Source organism: Acinetobacter sp. RF14B (assembly GCF_006864105.1).
GTDB lineage: Bacteria > Pseudomonadota > Gammaproteobacteria > Pseudomonadales > Moraxellaceae > Acinetobacter > Acinetobacter lwoffii_C.
Genome location: NZ_SMTB01000027.1, coordinates 14,434 through 30,113, shown reverse-complemented (window position 1 = coordinate 30,113; position 15,680 = coordinate 14,434). Strand labels below are relative to the sequence as shown.

General features: G+C 45.0%; 16 protein-coding genes. 3 read left to right on the top strand and 13 right to left on the bottom strand.

Annotation, left to right across the window (positions count from 1 at the left end):
• Both E2K52_RS06070 and katE read right to left on the bottom strand, forming a co-directional pair.
• A partial coding sequence (locus E2K52_RS06070; RefSeq protein WP_227548215.1) for an acyl-CoA dehydrogenase family protein occupies window positions 1-522 on the bottom strand: 522 nt, incomplete at its 3' end.
• A 198-nt stretch (window positions 523-720) separates the two neighbouring features.
• Window positions 721-2,841 carry a catalase HPII gene (gene katE / locus E2K52_RS06065; protein ID WP_151204256.1) on the bottom strand — a complete coding sequence of 707 codons (2,121 nt, stop codon included), beginning with the start codon at window positions 2,839-2,841 and terminating at the stop codon, window positions 721-723.
• A gap of 636 nt (window positions 2,842-3,477) precedes the next feature.
• Between katE and E2K52_RS06060 the strand changes: the two genes are divergently transcribed.
• On the top strand, window positions 3,478-3,975 hold the full coding sequence (locus E2K52_RS06060; protein ID WP_151204255.1) for a Dps family protein: 498 nt from the start codon (window positions 3,478-3,480) through the stop codon (window positions 3,973-3,975).
• A 307-nt stretch (window positions 3,976-4,282) separates the two neighbouring features.
• Here the strand turns inward: E2K52_RS06060 and E2K52_RS06055 are convergent, their stop codons facing one another.
• The 3 genes from E2K52_RS06055 to E2K52_RS06045 are packed head-to-tail and all read right to left on the bottom strand — an operon-like array spanning window position 4,283 to window position 5,992.
• Window positions 4,283-5,155 carry an MBL fold metallo-hydrolase gene (locus tag E2K52_RS06055; protein ID WP_151204254.1) on the bottom strand — a complete coding sequence of 291 codons (873 nt, stop codon included), beginning with the start codon at window positions 5,153-5,155 and terminating at the stop codon, window positions 4,283-4,285.
• A 2-nt stretch (window positions 5,156-5,157) separates the two neighbouring features.
• Complete coding sequence (locus E2K52_RS06050; protein WP_151204253.1) at window positions 5,158-5,574, bottom strand: YeeE/YedE family protein; 417 nt, start codon at window positions 5,572-5,574, stop codon at window positions 5,158-5,160.
• Between the two features lies 1 nt (window position 5,575).
• Window positions 5,576-5,992, bottom strand: coding sequence for a YeeE/YedE family protein (locus E2K52_RS06045; protein WP_151204252.1), 417 nt, complete (start codon window positions 5,990-5,992; stop codon window positions 5,576-5,578).
• 115 nt (window positions 5,993-6,107) lie between these two features.
• On the opposite strand from E2K52_RS06045, the gene E2K52_RS06040 reads away from it, so the two are divergent.
• Complete coding sequence (locus E2K52_RS06040; RefSeq protein WP_151204251.1) at window positions 6,108-6,416, top strand: ArsR/SmtB family transcription factor; 309 nt, start codon at window positions 6,108-6,110, stop codon at window positions 6,414-6,416.
• 24 nt (window positions 6,417-6,440) lie between these two features.
• Here E2K52_RS06040 and E2K52_RS06035 read toward each other — a convergent pair whose 3' ends face one another.
• The 8 genes from E2K52_RS06035 to E2K52_RS06000 all read right to left on the bottom strand — a co-directional run bounded on the left by E2K52_RS06035 (window position 6,441) and on the right by E2K52_RS06000 (window position 13,357).
• Window positions 6,441-6,803, bottom strand: a complete 363-nt coding sequence (locus tag E2K52_RS06035) for a YidH family protein (protein WP_151204250.1) — start codon at window positions 6,801-6,803, stop codon at window positions 6,441-6,443.
• A gap of 716 nt (window positions 6,804-7,519) precedes the next feature.
• Window positions 7,520-8,440, bottom strand: coding sequence for a catechol 1,2-dioxygenase (catA, locus tag E2K52_RS06030; RefSeq protein WP_151204257.1), 921 nt, complete (start codon window positions 8,438-8,440; stop codon window positions 7,520-7,522).
• 147 nt (window positions 8,441-8,587) lie between these two features.
• Window positions 8,588-9,649, bottom strand: a complete 1,062-nt coding sequence (locus E2K52_RS06025) for an NADH:ubiquinone reductase (Na(+)-transporting) subunit F (protein WP_151204249.1) — start codon at window positions 9,647-9,649, stop codon at window positions 8,588-8,590.
• Between the two features lie 15 nt (window positions 9,650-9,664).
• Window positions 9,665-10,027 carry a phenol hydroxylase subunit P4 gene (locus tag E2K52_RS06020; protein ID WP_151204248.1) on the bottom strand — a complete coding sequence of 121 codons (363 nt, stop codon included), beginning with the start codon at window positions 10,025-10,027 and terminating at the stop codon, window positions 9,665-9,667.
• Between the two features lie 105 nt (window positions 10,028-10,132).
• A complete protein-coding gene (locus E2K52_RS06015) occupies window positions 10,133-11,668 on the bottom strand; it encodes an aromatic/alkene/methane monooxygenase hydroxylase/oxygenase subunit alpha (protein ID WP_151204247.1) in 1,536 nt (511 codons plus the stop codon).
• A gap of 93 nt (window positions 11,669-11,761) precedes the next feature.
• Entirely contained in the window at window positions 11,762-12,028 is a 267-nt protein-coding gene (locus tag E2K52_RS06010; protein ID WP_151204246.1) for an MmoB/DmpM family protein, read from the bottom strand.
• Between the two features lie 11 nt (window positions 12,029-12,039).
• Entirely contained in the window at window positions 12,040-13,044 is a 1,005-nt protein-coding gene (locus E2K52_RS06005) for an aromatic/alkene monooxygenase hydroxylase subunit beta (RefSeq protein WP_151204245.1), read from the bottom strand.
• 19 nt (window positions 13,045-13,063) lie between these two features.
• Complete coding sequence (locus E2K52_RS06000) at window positions 13,064-13,357, bottom strand: phenol hydroxylase subunit (RefSeq protein WP_151204244.1); 294 nt, start codon at window positions 13,355-13,357, stop codon at window positions 13,064-13,066.
• Between the two features lie 414 nt (window positions 13,358-13,771).
• Between E2K52_RS06000 and mobR the strand changes: the two genes are divergently transcribed.
• Entirely contained in the window at window positions 13,772-15,451 is a 1,680-nt protein-coding gene (mobR, locus tag E2K52_RS05995) for a phenol degradation transcriptional regulator MobR (RefSeq protein ID WP_151204243.1), read from the top strand.
• Window positions 15,452-15,680: the final 229 nt, after the last annotated feature.

Genomic DNA, 15,680 nt, shown 5'->3' with positions numbered 1-15,680 from the left:
TGCTTGTACCGCAACCTGATCCAATTCAAGACGGCTGGTGCCGGTATGCTGCATTCCGACTGCATGCCAATGCTGCTGATGATAATGAATACCGGGTTGCAACATATCCAGAATCAGGAGCTGCGACTGATGATGTTCATTTCGACAAGTGACCAAGGCGGAATCTACCCAGGCTGCGGCTGAGCACCAAGGCTTGCTTCCACTTAATTTGCCCTGTTCCAGTTGCAGCGGTTGAGGTCCGCCTTCTGCAGCCCAGATTGCCCAGAGCCGTCCGGAATCTGCCGGAATATGAAGTTCATGTAAAATAGCCAGCGCATCCAGATGAGACTCAAACAGTTTGCCCAGGCTTAAGTTGGTCGCAGAAACTTCAGCCAGAATTTGCCAGCGTTTTAAGGTATCGCCCGAGGCAGGTAAAGGAATCTGTTCAGAAAACTGTACCAATTCCTTTAAGGTATGGTGAATACTTTCTTCGAGTTCTAAAGATGAATGTTTAAATTTTTCTAATATTGAACCGAGGTTCATGTAGATTCTTCCTCAAAATGGAAATCGGGTCAGCATCCTCTCTAACAAGCAAAGGGCTGTACTGTCTCTAGGTTTTAAACAGGCATCACCTCAATCATTGTTCAATGATTCTGTTTAACCCTATAAATCCTGCTCTACCCCCTCACTCAGCCCTTGCGAAACAGGGAATAGAAGCCGGATCTTCTATTCCTTGTAAAGTTATGCAGGAATAGTTTCTGCAATCGCTTCACGCATCCACACACGATGGTTCATGATTAAAGTTTTAAATTGATCTTGTACCTTTTCAAACTGTGCACTTACCAAAGTGCCTTCATCACGGCTCAACCGCAGCTCTTCGATCAGCTGGTCTTTGTCACCCAGGAAAACCACAGGCTTAAGATGCTTATATGCCTCAAGCAGATAGTGTGTGGCGACTCCATCTTTTAAAACCATGTCATGATTATCGCCATCGACAATCACCACAGCATCGTAGGCAATCGAAGGCTCTGCTTTTTGCATGCCATCTGAAGGAATGACTGCACCCTTCTGGCTAAGTACCGGGCCTGAGCGTGAAGTAAGGACATCAGCCACCGCACTTTCTGATTCTGCCCAGGCTTGAACTGCCTTAATACTGGCTTCATTGGCCTGATCATGAGCCAGAATGGCAATTTTTCGGCCCTTGATGTCTTGTGGTTTAAAAGCCTCAAAAGACAGGCGCTTGGAAACCACCACCTCTGGCAGTTTGGCCGCCTTTTTCTCGGCCGGAATCTCGATACCTAGCTGGTCTGCGACCTGCTGGGCCAGAGACAAGTCAATATTGCACAGCACATCCAGTACTTCACGTTCCTGAATATGCTTACGCTGGACTTTACTCAGCTCAAACACATAGGCATCTACAATATGCTTCTGTTCATGCGGCTGCTGGCTTTGGTAGAAAATACGCGCATGACTAAAGTGGTCATTAAAAGATGGGCTGCGCTGACGGATTTTATGACCGTCAATACGCTCCTGATAGCTTTCAAAGCCACCAGCCTGCGCGCCCGCTGCTTCGGCTGGCCAGTTGTTATCAATTGAGTTTGGCTCATAATTGGCCTGGCCACTATAGACAATACGCTGATGCAAGCCATCTCGCTGGTTATTATGAAATGGGCAGACTGGCTTGTTGATTGGAATCTGGTGGAAATTCGGACCACCCAGACGACTTAACTGGGTATCGGTATAAGAAAATAGACGCGCTTGCAGCAGTGGGTCGTTGGTAAAATCAATTCCCGGTACCACATGTCCGGGACAGAAGGCCACCTGCTCAGTCTCGCCGAAGAAATAATCTACATTACGGTTGAGTACCATACGGCCAAGTGGAGTTACTGGCACTAACTCTTCCGGGATGATTTTGGTCGGGTCCAGCAGGTCAAAATCAAACTTCATTTCATCTTCTTCAGCCACGATTTGCACTCCAAGCTCCCACTCAGGATAGTTTCCTGAAGCAATGGCTTCATACAAGTCACGACGATGAAAGTCCGGGTCTTTTCCTGCCAGCTTTTGTGCTTCATCCCAGACCAGCTGCGTCATGCCCTGCTTCGGTGTCCAGTGGAATTTGACAAAGACAGCTTTATTTTCAGCATTAATCAGCCGGAAAGTATGCACGCCAAAACCCTGCATGGAACGCAAGCTGCGTGGAATTGCCCGGTCGGACATGGCCCACATCACCGCATGGGCCGTTTCAGGAACCAGAGACACGAAGTCCCAGAAGGTATCGTGGGCCGTAGCACCGGTTGGTATTTCAGTTTGCTGTTCCGGCTTCATGGCATGTACAAAGTCTGGAAACTTGATACCGTCCTGAATAAAAAATACCGGAGCATTATTTGCGACCAGATCATAATTGCCTTCATCAGTATAAAACTTGGTGGCAAAACCACGAATATCACGTACGGTATCCGCGGAGCCACGTGGCCCCTGCACCGTAGAAAAACGTACAAAAACTGGTGTCTGTACGTCAGTACGGGTCAAAAATCCGGCCTTAGTCCATTTGTCATTGCCGGGATAAGCTTCAAAAAAACCGTGCGCTCCAACACCACGTGCATGCACAATCCGCTCCGGGATACGCTCATGGTCGAAATGGGTGATTTTCTCACGCAGAATAAAATCTTCCATGAGCGTTGCGCCGCGAACACCGGCTTTCAGACTGTTCTGATTGTCAGAGATTTTCACCCCCTGATTGGTCGTGAGTGTCTGTTCTGTCGCATCACTACGATATACATCCAGTTGCTCACTTTTCTTATTGGTATTTTGCTTATCTAAACTGCCTGTCACTGCTATTGGGCTGTTCGCCTTGATTTTCATGATTTTTTCCTTGCCGAGATCGAGTTTAATGAAAGTATTCTTGGTTCTATCTCAAATTTGCTTGAGTCTGGTTCAATAGGCGGCGGGTTCAATAAAAAATTCCGGAGGTCTGCTATCGCTGCTGGGCTGAATCAATTGCGCTAAGCCTCAGTTTTCTTTGATAGTATCCTTAAACTTTAGATCGTTTTCTTATCGACTTCGCCTTTGCTCCCTACCTTAACGGTATTTATAAAATCAGAGTGATGACTCTTTGTAGTGCATTGTTTAATAAAGGCGTTGTTGTGTTATTTTTTTAATACACCCCAAGATCAAGCAAGAAAATCGGCTTAAACTGCAAGTTTGGAGTTATTCACATAGAGATTAAGCCTTTGTTTTAGTTAAATTTAAAATATTAAAATAAGTGCGGTTACAATCTTACTCTTAGGCTATACACAAGACCTAAACTTTAAGTTCTTCATTCCTATAAAATTTATGGGATGGCGTAACTTAAGTTATACAGCCCGTGCTAATCCTGTGGTGATAAGCGGTTTCAGACGCTTTTGATCGAGCGGACTCAGTCCATTGAGGGCTTAAATCAGTAAGAAAGTGAACAGTTGATAAAAATAGATATTTAGATTTTTTTTAAGGAGTCACATTATGGGTTCTTCAAACACAGATGCACAGATCATGAAGATTGATATTGGTATCTCCGAAGCTGACCGTGCCAAAATTGTAGAAGGCTTATCCAAACTGCTGGCAGATAGCTATACATTGTATTTGATGACACACAATTTTCACTGGAATGTGACCGGTCCGCAATTTAACAGCCTGCATACTATGTTTATGACGCAATATACCGAGCAGTGGAATGCGCTAGACCAGATTGCAGAAAGGATTCGTGCGCTGGGTTTTGCGGCACCGGGAACATATAAAGAATTTGTCAAACTGACTTCAATCCAGGAAGTCGAGGGCGTGCCTAACGCAGAGCAGATGCTCAAGTATCTGGTGACAGCGCATGAAACCACTGCACGTACCGCCAGAGAGCTATTTTCAGTGGTAGATGAAGTCAATGACCAGCCAACTGCTGATTTACTGACTCAACGTCTGGATGTGCACGAAAAAACGGCATGGATGCTCAGAAGTACCTTAGGCTAAGCACAGCCCCTATTTATAAATAATTTAAAAACTATAAACCCTAAGAATTATCCATTTTCCAAACACCCGAATGTCATCATTCGGGTTTTTTTTTAGTCTTGTTGACTGGGCAAATCAAAGCAGGACAATAAAAATCTCTATCTGTTGAGTACGCTGCAAAAGCTTCTTATCGAAAAATCTGCAATAAAATAGTCTGGCCCAACCATACCAAAAATAAAAAAATACCTTATGCAGGGATAAGGCAATCTTCAGTCAGGCGCTTAGCCGTGCGAGTATCAGTGCAGATAATCGTCCAGCTCTACCCGCTTTATTTAAAATAGTTCAGGGGCAATTTTAAGTAAGACACGCCATTGGCTTCTGCCTCAGGAAACTGCCCGGCTTTCATATTGATCTGGATCGCTGGCAGAATCAGCTTGGGCATACTCAACCCGGCATCCCGCTGATTACGCATCTGTACGAATTCAGCCTTAGGCGTGCCCTCATGAATATGGATATTCTGGGTTTTCTGGGTCCGAATATCGGTTTCACAGTGATAGGACTGGCGTGTTTCAGGCAAATAGTCATGACACAGAAACATTCGGGTATTTTCTGGAAGCTGATACAGCCTTTGCACCGAATCAAACAGTATTTCTGCACTGCCACGCGGAAAATCACAACGTGCGGTTCCATAATCCGGCATAAACAGCGTGTCCCCTACAAAGACTGCATCCCCAATTACATAGCTCAGACAGGCCGGTGTATGTCCGGGTGTCGGAATATTGTAGGCTTGCAGTGTTCCAATCTGGAACGACTCATGATCTTCAAATAAGTAATCAAAGAGCTGCTGGGCATTGAACTGTTTAATATCCAGATGATAGATGGCCCCAAAGGTGTCCTGCACAATGCCAATTTTTTGGCTCATTGCAATCTTGCCGCCCAACTCTGCTTTCAGATACTGCGCAGCAGTCAGATGATCGGCATGCACATGGGTTTCCAGAATCCACTCGACGCTTAATCCATGCGCCCTGACATAGGCAATGATCTGATCGGCATGTGTGGTTGCGGTGCTGGCCGAAGCGGCATCATAATCCAGCACGCTATCAATAATGGCGCAGCTTTGCGTTGCAGGATCACTCACTACATAACTGAAGGTATTGGTATCCTCATGAAAAAAATCCTGGACGACGGGTCTGTTAGACATATTTAAGCTCCTGCCCATTTACGATGAATCCATACACCCAGCATCATCGCAACAATAAAATAAAGTATCTGATAATGTCCCAGACCAATCAGGGTAAAACTGGGTGCCGGACATACGCCTGCAATGCCCCATCCTATACCGAAGAGCAAACTGCCAGAGATTAGTTTGGGATCAATCTGCTGATTTTTCGGCAAATCAATCGGTTCATTAAAAATAGTTTTTGGAGCCTGACTTCTAACTGCTTTCTGAAAAGGAATAAAAGCGACTGCAATTGCACCCATCATAACAAAAGCCAGACTAGCATCCCAGTCACCAAACACGTCCAGAAAATCGAGTACTTTTTCCGGATTGGACATGCCAGACAGCATCAATCCAACAGAGAACAGGGCACCAAAAACAAAGGCCAAGATATTTTTCATTTTAAAATGCTCCTGTAACATGGCGAATGATATAAACGATCACAAAACCAGCAAACATAAAAGTCAGTGTGGCAATGATAGAACGTCTGGACAGACGGCTGATTCCACAGATCCCATGCCCACTGGTACAGCCTGAACCCAATCGCGTTCCAAAGCCAACCAGCAAACCCGCAACGATCATCATCAGTGGGCTGGCATTCAGTTCAATATCAGGCTGGACAAATAATCCGTACAGGAATGGGGTAAGCACCAAGCCCGACATAAACCAGAGGGCCGGTGTTTTAAACAGGGTTTGAGGATTTAATACCTGGCTAATCAGGCCACTAATGCCGGCAATACGGCCATTCACATACAAATAGCCCACCACCGAAACTCCGAGCATCAAGCCTCCGAGAAACGCGATCAGAAAATCATGCATAACACGCCTACCAATTCAATATATATTTTTATATTATATAAAATTAGATATTAATCAAGCTTTCTATGCTATTATTCTGTAAACACGCTGCTGTAGAGGAGCACAAGCCATTTCCATGAATATCGCACAAAATGCCAAAATTGATTTTTCTCAGGTAGATACAGTGACCAACTGCTTAAAAGTCCTGTCCAATCCTGACCGGTTGAGAATTTTATGTGTGCTGGTCGATGGCGAGCTGAATGTACAGCAAATCGAGGAATCTACTGACATTCATCAGCCGACCCTGTCACAGCAGCTCACGGTCTTGCGCAAAAATAACATCGTGAATACCCGCCGTGAAGGTAAACAGATTTTTTATCAGGTCTCCGATCGTAACGTGCTGGTGATTATGCAGACGCTCTATCAGTTGTATTGCGCTGTTTAATGTCCGCATCCGGTGAAGACATTTTTAATGAATCCAGAAGGAAATAATCAGTAAGATACCGGTAAAGATGGTAAATAAATTCAACCAGACCGGCTGCCGGGTGTGATAGCCTTCAATAAATTCGGCAGGATTAAGCGATTTGAGACCTGTGCGATATTGTAAAATTGAACCGATATTGACCAGCAGGCCAAAGACAATCACGGCAATCCCCAGCCATTCTGTATAGACAATTTTCTGCTGATAGTGAACCGGATCAATCAACTGAACCAAGAGATTAGATTTTTCAATCACGAAACCAAAAGCAATTAAGGCCAGACCACTACGGTTCCAGGCCAGAGCGGTGCGTTCTAAAGCCAATAAAACCCGCGGATCCTGTAGGTTTGACATATTTATTCCTCCTCTATTTTCTGAACTGGCTCAGCTCGGGTATCGCTTTCCATCCGTCCATCGACCAGCCGGATGGTGCGCTCACAAGGGGACAGACAGCCATGGATTATGTGTTACCCATAGTACCGCACTGTCCCGCTTCCAATATACTTACAAAACAGCTCGAATATGTCTGCTGCGGTTTGCGCAGATTTCTGGGCTGGCTCATCTGGCAACAATGAGGCAGGATGAACCATTAAATAAGGCCCGGACAAAGGCGACACCTTGCTGCTGTCCGCCACCAGCAGCAGTACAGGAATCATCAAAAGCTTATAGGGGCTGGTTCGCGATGGCATCTCCGGTTAATTGTTAATGGTATATTTTGATTAAAAAGACCGATAATCTTTTTTGTATGTTTTAATTCATACCCAGTTTTGCTCAGATTTAGATGCGTTTACTGGGTGTCTGTTCTTAATTAAAAATAGATTAATGCTTAGCGCTGCTCTGGTCTCAATTGTGTTTCGCCTCCGTTGCTGATGATTAGCTTTGTGCAGTGCTTCAAGTCAGAATTGTGCAAAATTTCCTGACCCTATAATCTGCTTGACATGCTTCTTCAAGTAACTTGGAATCTTCCTGTTTTTGTCCACGACTTGCAGTTAAACAATCGGTATATTCCATACTATGTGCTGGGTGTAAAAAAAACAGCCCGTTGGCTGTTTTTTTTTGATTCCTTGCGTTCAGGCACTAGCACGACGACGTTCCACCTTAGTCGATGGCGCATCCTGCATATCTTTCACCAATTCAACATTAAAACGGATGTATTGGAATGCCTGATCTAAACCACGACGCTGAATTTCAGCAGGATCTGTCACCTCAACGGCGCTAGCAACCAGCCCCTCACGGGTCGCAAAGGCAAAGTCATCCCACAAGTACTGGTCGCCTTCAATATTAAACTGCGTGGTTAATTTACGGAAACCCGGTGCAGAAACAAAATAATGCACATGGGAAGGTCGATTGCCATGGCGTCCGAGCTTGTTCAGCAAGGCTTGCGTGGTGCCTTGGGGTGGACAGCCATAGCCTACAGGCATCGTAGTTTGTGCCACATATTTCCCTTCAGCATCGCTAAAAATAGTCCGGCGCAAGTTAAATTCAGACTGTGATTTATCAAAGAATGAGTAGTTGCCTAAACCGTTAGCATGCCAGATTTCTACTTTGGCATTTTCAATGATATTGCCTTCAGTATCACTCACTGTCCCTTCAATAATAAGAGTATCAATCTGATGAGACTCTGAACCATCATCCATACGGGCAAACCCGACCGATTCAGGCGCACCTGCTACATAAAGTGGCCCTTCAATCGTACGTGGCGTGCCCCCTGTCACCCCGGCCTTGGCATCCGCCTGATCGGCACGTAAATCCAGATAATGTTCTAGTCCTAAACCGGCAGCGAGTAAGCCCAGTTCATTGGCTTTCCCTGCATCGGTTAAATATTCCAGGCCTTTCCAGACTTCAGCAGCTTGAATATCTAAATCTTCAATGGCTTGAAATAAATCTGCCAGCAAACGCACGACTATTTGCTGCACACGTGAATCGACAGGGCCGGTGGCAGTCGCTACATTCATTTTTTTCACTAAAGCATCAATCTCTTGACGATTCATCTCACTCTCCTTAGTTCTTGCTTTGGCCAGTGCCTGTTTGCCCTTGGCACGGTGATAGTCTTTATAAAAGGTCAATACTTCAGCTGGTTCTGCATCCACATCGACCTGTTTTGTGAGTTTTTTATAAAATAACGGGCTAAAATATCTTTAAATATGCTTAAACAACGCTGAACGTGACTGTCCACTGGCACCATCGTCAGCACTTAAGAAACGTTCAGTATGAATATCCCGCTCAAATAACCGGCTTTGCATTAAGGTAGAAATGGCAGCATCAATCATGACCGGTGGACCACATAAATAGGCTTTGTGTCCAGCACAACGCTGTTCAAAATAGTCAGCAACCGCTTCGTGGACATAGCCGGTGAAACCGGTCCAGTGATCTTCTGCTTTAGGTGCATTCAAGGCAGGAATATAGCGGAAGTTTGGATAATCCTTAATCCATTGTTCAAACAGCTCACGGTTATAGAGCTCGGCTAAATCACGCGCCCCCTGAAACAGGTAAATGGTACGAGTATCACCGGATTCGAGTAAGTCCAGAATCATGGATTGCGGACTCGACAAACCAGAACCGCCAGCAATAAAGATTGCATCCTGTTGATCTGATTTACGCACAAAGAACTGTCCATATGGTCCGGAGATTTCCAGCTCATCGCCTACTGCCAGTTGCTCATGTACATAAGTGGTTGCACTGCCGCCCACCACATGGCGAATATGCAGTTCAATCACACCGGGCTGGCTGGGTGCATTGGCAATTGAAAAAGCCCGTGTCCCTTCAATATCCGGGAACTGCACATTAATGTACTGTCCCGCCTGAAAATCCATGTCCCGATCTAGTTGTAAACGCAGGCCTTTAATGGTCGGGGATAAATCGCGGATGTCTAGCACTTTGGCATGGTAGTCCTGTACCAGATAACCCAGAAAATCTGGATCTTCATCGACATCGGCTTCAATTACCATATCCGATTCAGGCTTGCAGCAGCATGCCAGGACCTTCTGCTCTTCACGCTCCAGATCCATTAAGGCAAAGGGTGAGGCTTCGCCCACATCATAATAACCGTCCGTCACCTGCACTTTGCAGGTACCGCAGGTGCCATGCCCGCAGGCAAATGGTAACCACACACCCTGACGTAAAGCGGCATCTAAAATGGTTTGATCTTCTTCAACTTCAATGGTGGTGCCAATTGGCTCAATTGTGACCTGATAGCTCATCTGTGACCTCCTGTCTTAAACATGTGCACCCTGATAACCCTTTAGTCCCGGAGTTACAAAGCGAAGTAGAGATTTATGATCGAAACCAATTTCTGCCAGCGTCTGTTCCGGGCGTGGCTGAATGGCTTGTTGATTCAGCTTAAATTGCACTTCGTCCCAGTTAATGTGTTCAAAGTCAGGATGCTGATAAAAACCCGCCTGCATTTGCTGATCCAGAAACTCCTGAAAAGTCTGCTGCGGTGAAACCAGCATGGCATGGGCGGCACAATATAAGGTGTGATGATCCCAACCCACATAAATCAAAATGTTATCGCCATAGTGTTTTTGTAGATCACGTGGCTCAAAGTCGTAATCTGGGCGAATAGCGCGTACTGCCATGGTCATTCTCCGTATTGGGGGGTGGCTTGAGCCCTAATGGCTCAAGCCCAAATCCTTTTAAATGTAAATCTTGAAATAAACTACTCGTTGGATATGCAATGCGCTTTAAGCTGCATCACCTTTCTCACCTTTCCATTTTTTCCAGCGCTGCTGGTCTGGTGAGCCTTCAATATCCAGATTATCTGCACCAACATTGAAGCGGTAGTATTCACGCAACATGTTTTCCAAATCCAAGCCACCACAATTGCCTTGTAGAATCTGATTGACTGGTAACCATGCCTGTACATATTTTTCCGGTTCACGTTCAAAAATATCGTGACAGCCATCTGAACAGGTGTGATAACGCTCGCCTTGATAAATCGACTCGCGATAAGTAAACAGGGTTGGATCATTTTCCATATCGGTAAAGGTCATCGGCACTTGGCAAATCTGGCAGAGTTGTGGCAAACCTGAGCTATAAAAGCGCTTGCCTTCCGCTTCCATTTTTCGCGCCAGTTCCCAGCGTGGGCGGTAATACTTATCAAAAGTGTCTGGATATTTTTCAGAGAGCCAGTCCATCTCCTGATCAGTTGGAATCCAGGTATGGAAACCGGCTGCATGACCAAAGTTATAAAAAATCCACCATGCCTGATGCGATACGTGTTCTTTCTCTTTGGTGATCACTTCTGAATATTTCGGCATACGAATACCGTAACGGCTCAAATCATTAAATAATGCTCCTCCCGCTTCTTCAAAATAAGTTTCCCAGGCTTCTTTCCATGACATGACTTTGTTTGGCAGCATGTAATCCATCATCATGCCGACAATAGATAACAGTCGTGTACCGCGCCAGAACCATTTATCAATCCATTCCTGCACAATTGGCACGTTGTCTTCATGCTGTTCCAGCAAGAATTTGACGATTTCCAAGCCTAAAGTCATGTGACGGGCTTCATCCGACTGCGCGCTAAAACCAAAGGTCACGGTGGCCATATCGCCATTGTGCGCTGCACCCGACATGAACGGTACGAACAACAAGTTGGTCAAGACATATTCAAAGGCAAAACTGATGGCTAACAAGAACTCAAACGGCCCTGCAGAACGCGCATCTTCAAAGAATGATTTTGGTACAGACAAATACCAGACACGGTCATGCATGTGCGACCAGTCCTGAAAACCATCAAAGAATTTGTTGTAATGGCTCATGGCATGAATTTGGGTCTGTACGTGACGTAATTCGTCAATCGACTGCATTTGCGATGCGATACGTGCGCCCACACCACTGAACTGACGCCCCACATGCGCATAACCTTGGAATGCCTGATATTCAAGCGGCGTCACCGCTGTCAAGAACAGTTTTATGGCATTTAAATAACGCTCATTACTCACGTTTAACTGACCATTGTTTTGTGCAAACGCATCAAAAATAGCGTAGAGTTTTTTCTCTTTTTCAGCCTGATATTTCCAGTAGGTATCCATGGTTAAACGAAATGGATCTTCCCATTTTGACCAGTCGGTAATTTTAATACCTTCAAATTCTTCATAAGGGAACGCTTCTTTACGGTCGGCATAAGAAAATTCCCAGTCTAAATCACGGGTTAACGCGCGATAGCGATCTTTGGCATTCAGTTTTTTTGCCGGGGTTTTGACTTGTGAATTCATGTTCATCATCCTTAAATTTTTGAGCGGCAATCTATGCAGCAATATGTTCTGCTGGCACTGTGCCAATGATTGGCGCAGTGCACATCCTTATTGTTAGTTCCAGTGCAGACGGAAGCTGTCGTCATCTTCTTCGACGTTGCCACCCAACGTAATCATGTTGAGTTGTAAAGACTGAATATCCCAATCCTGTCCAAGCTTTTCAGAGACCGTTTCTGCTTTGACAATCAGACCGGTTTCGCTTTCTACCCGAATCATGGCTGGCAGGTATTGAATGCTGGCATCTGGATTGTCTTCTTCAATCGCCTCAATGATGTAGCGTGACGTATCATTGTCCTGTAGTGCGAGATAAACCTTAGACATGCTGCTTCTCCTTAAGCCTGCAAAGTTTTTTCGAGTTCAATGCCAATTTTTTTACTGCGCTCCAGCAGTTTTTGTTCTGCAATTTCGACTGCATCGGCCGCTAATACCTGCGCTGCCCACGGGGCAAATGCTGCTTTCACTTCAGGTAAATAGTCTGCTAACCACTGGCTCAATAACTGTTTGTTGTGTTCAGATTCTGCTGCTGCAGTTTTAAATACGCTGTCTGACCATTTGCGTAAATCAGCCAAGGCTTCCTGCATAAACTCAGTCAGCATGGCCAAATCACGCGCTTGATGCTCTGCCAGCCACTGATCAAACTGGGTATAGACCAATTCGGTCATAAAGCTGTCAATCACCAGGTTCTGTAATAAAAACAGTTTGAAATAGTCTTGCTCCGTCAAGCTTTGCTCACACAGCTTGCGTAGCCCTTGCCAAGCTTCATCCTGCATCCATGCCTGTTTGGCTGGAATTAAAGCTTCACCCGTGTTGCCATCTAAGGCCAAACCAACACGCGAAATGTACTGCGCCATGCCTAAACGGTCCATCGCGGCATAAATACAGGCTTGGGTCAGTACCGTGCCATAACCATAGGCACTGCCGGACATCATGTGTAAATTGGCTGTTTGTTCGATATGACGAAACGGTAAAAATAGCGCAATGACTTTGGCTTTGACTTCTTCAGAAATATGCGCTGCCAATTGGCGTTTTTCAAAAAAGCTAAAATTACTTTCGGCAATATCCTGCAAACGCGCACGGTGCTGCACATAAGTACCGTAATAAAACTGGCGTGGATCTTTAAAGGCATACCAGTCCTGCATTTCAATGGCAGTGTAGGTTTTATCATTTAAGGTTTTGTCCGGATTCCACAACGGACGGTAATGAAAGTTGGTTTCCGCCTGAATATCAAAACTGACTTCCTGATAACGGGTGGCTGGCTTGTTGCCAAAACGGCGCTCAATATAGGCATAGTTTTGACGAATCGGTTCAATACCCGCTGTTTTGATTTCTAAAGTCATCGCTTATCTCCTTAAGCATTCAGTGTTGATCTTCATGATCAATGTTGTAGCGCTGTGCACCGACTAAGGTCTGGTGCTCAATGCCATAACGCCATTTGTCTTCTTCGGCATCATTCACGGCCTGTTGTTGTTCGTTCATTTCCACCACCTGATGGGTTGCGCAGAACTCGCGAAAGGCTTGCTGCGGTAACACCAGTTCCACATATAAAGTGGGATCGTGAATGGCAAAGTCGAACTCGACAAATGCGGCCTGAATATCCCCGGTCACCCGAATATATTTGGTTAAGGGTAAAGTGCCTGTTGCATCCTTCATGTTGTTCTCCTACAAGATCTGATTCATTCAGAGCTTGCTTCAGTTGCTTCATGCATCTGCTGCTTGGTTTTACTATTACAACAAGCGTGCCAACTTTATAAAAAACAATAGAATCAAAATCTTATAAAATAAGAGTATTTTTATCAGAATTATTTTTTCATGATTTGATGAATTTTTATTTTTTTAAATAAGTGAATTTCATGATTTGATGAAATATAAAGTGGAGTGATACAAAAAATTACCCTTAGACTAGGGCCAGTCTCACTAGAAACAGAATAAATAAAAATAATAAAAACATATGGATATAGCGTCATACCTTTAAGATTTAACTTGATACCGTTTAGGTATTATGAATTTCAGGGATTTTGCCTAAGATGACAGATGGCATCGAATTTAATGGATTAAACACGACGCATGGTACAAGTAAAATACGCCAACAACGGAAAATACGCAGCCTATCCTCAGGAAATTCATGACCTGCTTTCCAAACTGCATTTTGATACTGAACATGGACAAATCTGGTTTGATGAATATCGTATGCTGCTGATGCATACCAGCCTCATGGGGTATTTGCGTAAAGATCTGGCCAACATGATTGGTCTAGAACGCACCAAACGCTTTTTTATCCGTCTGGGTTATCAGGCCGGATTAAAAGATGCTGAAGTGACCACCAAAATGCGCCCGGGTTTAAATGAAGAGCAGGCATTTATGGCAGGACCACAAATGCACGGGATTCGTGGCATGGTCAAAGTCGAAGCCAATCAGCTGATTTTAAATCACCAGAAAAAACAGTTTTATGCCGATTTAAACTGGTTCAATTCGTTTGAAGCCGATGTACATCTTGAGCAATTTGGACGGGATGATGAACCGTCCTGCTGGATGTTATTGGGCTATGCCTGTGGCTATAGCAGTTTTGCCACGGGCATGACCATTATTTATCAAGAAATTGAATGCAAAGCCTGTGGACATGCCCATTGCCGTATTATTGGCAAGCCTCTGCATGAATGGGAAAATGCTGATGAACTGATCCAGTTTATGTCGCCAGAACCGATGGAACAGGAACTGATTGCCTTACAGTCTGAATTATTTGAACTAAAAAAGTCGATTTATACGACCAGTAAAAATGACTACAGCATGTTCAGCTCGGTTGGGCAGTCTGCAGCCTATCAACGGGTGTGTGACTTACTCAAAGCCGCCGCCGGGGCCAAAGTATCGATTTTATTGCAAGGCGAAACAGGAGTGGGTAAAGAGGCTTTTGCCCGTGGTGTACATGAACTGAGTCAACGTAAAGAACATGCTTTTGTCGCCGTAAACTGTGCCGCCATTCCTCCTGAACTGATTGAGTCTGAATTATTCGGGGTAGAAAAAGGTGCATTTACAGGGGCGCATCAATCCCGTTTAGGCAAGTTTGAACGTGCGCACGGCGGCACCATTTTTCTAGATGAGGTGATTGAACTTTCCCCTCGCGCCCAGGCTGCTTTACTGCGAATTTTGCAGGAAGGCGAGTTTGAACGCGTGGGCGATTCACAAACGCGGCATGTTGATGTAAGGGTCATTACTGCCACCAACGAAGATCTGGAACAGGCCGTCAAGGCAGGCCGTTTCCGTGCCGACCTCTATTATCGTTTGAATATTTTTCCTGTACAGATTCCCCCATTAAGGGAACGCCGTGAAGATCTGCCGCTTTTGGTCGATCATTTTTTAAAACGCTTTGAGAAGATGTATGACAAACAGATTCAGGGGCTAAGTGAAAAAGCCACCGCTTTTATGCAAACTTATGCCTGGCCGGGTAATATCCGCGAGCTGGAAAATTTGCTGGAGCGCGCAGTACTGCTGACCGAAGATCAGCAACTGATTAAACTGCATGCCCTGTTCCCACAAATGCACACCCAGATGGAGGATCATCAGACTGAGTACCGTGCCAAGGATTTAGCTACAATGCTGACCACAGGATTTGATCTGGAGCAGCATGAACAGCAGTTAATTCAAACCGCCATGCATACAGCCAAACAGAATATTTCTGAAGCAGCACGTTTATTAGGTATTAGCAGGGCAAAGCTGGATTACCGGCTGAAAAAGTATCAGTTTATCTAAATGTGTCATTCATAAAGATGAGATTGACTCAGAGCATCTTTTTTAACATAACGCACAATTCCTGAGGTCGCCAGCCCTGAAACCCTGTAAGCGGTTACAATGCCTAGCGTGGATAGGCGAGTTTTAGCTCAGGAATTCGATAAGCTAAACGCTATTTTCTAGAAACCTAATCAGTGCTTTTAGCACAACAAGTTTATGAATATAGTTAGGTTATTTAGCAAACATGCTG

Excerpts from the sequence above, each read along its gene's own strand:
- E2K52_RS06020 (WP_151204248.1), bottom strand. The coding sequence starts at position 10,027 with ATGGCAGTACGCGCTATTCGCCCAGATTACGACTTTGAGCCACGTGAT.
- E2K52_RS06000 (WP_151204244.1), bottom strand. The coding sequence starts at position 13,357 with ATGAAGGATGCAACAGGCACTTTACCCTTAACCAAATATATTCGGGTG.
- mobR (WP_151204243.1), top strand. The coding sequence starts at position 13,772 with ATGGTACAAGTAAAATACGCCAACAACGGAAAATACGCAGCCTATCCT.
- E2K52_RS06005 (WP_151204245.1), bottom strand. The coding sequence starts at position 13,044 with ATGACTTTAGAAATCAAAACAGCGGGTATTGAACCGATTCGTCAAAAC.
- E2K52_RS06015 (WP_151204247.1), bottom strand. The coding sequence starts at position 11,668 with ATGAATTCACAAGTCAAAACCCCGGCAAAAAAACTGAATGCCAAAGAT.
- E2K52_RS06025 (WP_151204249.1), bottom strand. The coding sequence starts at position 9,649 with ATGAGCTATCAGGTCACAATTGAGCCAATTGGCACCACCATTGAAGTT.
- E2K52_RS06040 (WP_151204251.1), top strand. The coding sequence starts at position 6,108 with ATGAATATCGCACAAAATGCCAAAATTGATTTTTCTCAGGTAGATACA.
- E2K52_RS06060 (WP_151204255.1), top strand. The coding sequence starts at position 3,478 with ATGGGTTCTTCAAACACAGATGCACAGATCATGAAGATTGATATTGGT.
- E2K52_RS06050 (WP_151204253.1), bottom strand. The coding sequence starts at position 5,574 with ATGAAAAATATCTTGGCCTTTGTTTTTGGTGCCCTGTTCTCTGTTGGA.
- E2K52_RS06045 (WP_151204252.1), bottom strand. The coding sequence starts at position 5,992 with ATGCATGATTTTCTGATCGCGTTTCTCGGAGGCTTGATGCTCGGAGTT.
- katE (WP_151204256.1), bottom strand. The coding sequence starts at position 2,841 with ATGAAAATCAAGGCGAACAGCCCAATAGCAGTGACAGGCAGTTTAGAT.
- E2K52_RS06010 (WP_151204246.1), bottom strand. The coding sequence starts at position 12,028 with ATGTCTAAGGTTTATCTCGCACTACAGGACAATGATACGTCACGCTAC.
- catA (WP_151204257.1), bottom strand. The coding sequence starts at position 8,440 with ATGAATCGTCAAGAGATTGATGCTTTAGTGAAAAAAATGAATGTAGCG.
- E2K52_RS06055 (WP_151204254.1), bottom strand. The coding sequence starts at position 5,155 with ATGTCTAACAGACCCGTCGTCCAGGATTTTTTTCATGAGGATACCAAT.
- E2K52_RS06035 (WP_151204250.1), bottom strand. The coding sequence starts at position 6,803 with ATGTCAAACCTACAGGATCCGCGGGTTTTATTGGCTTTAGAACGCACC.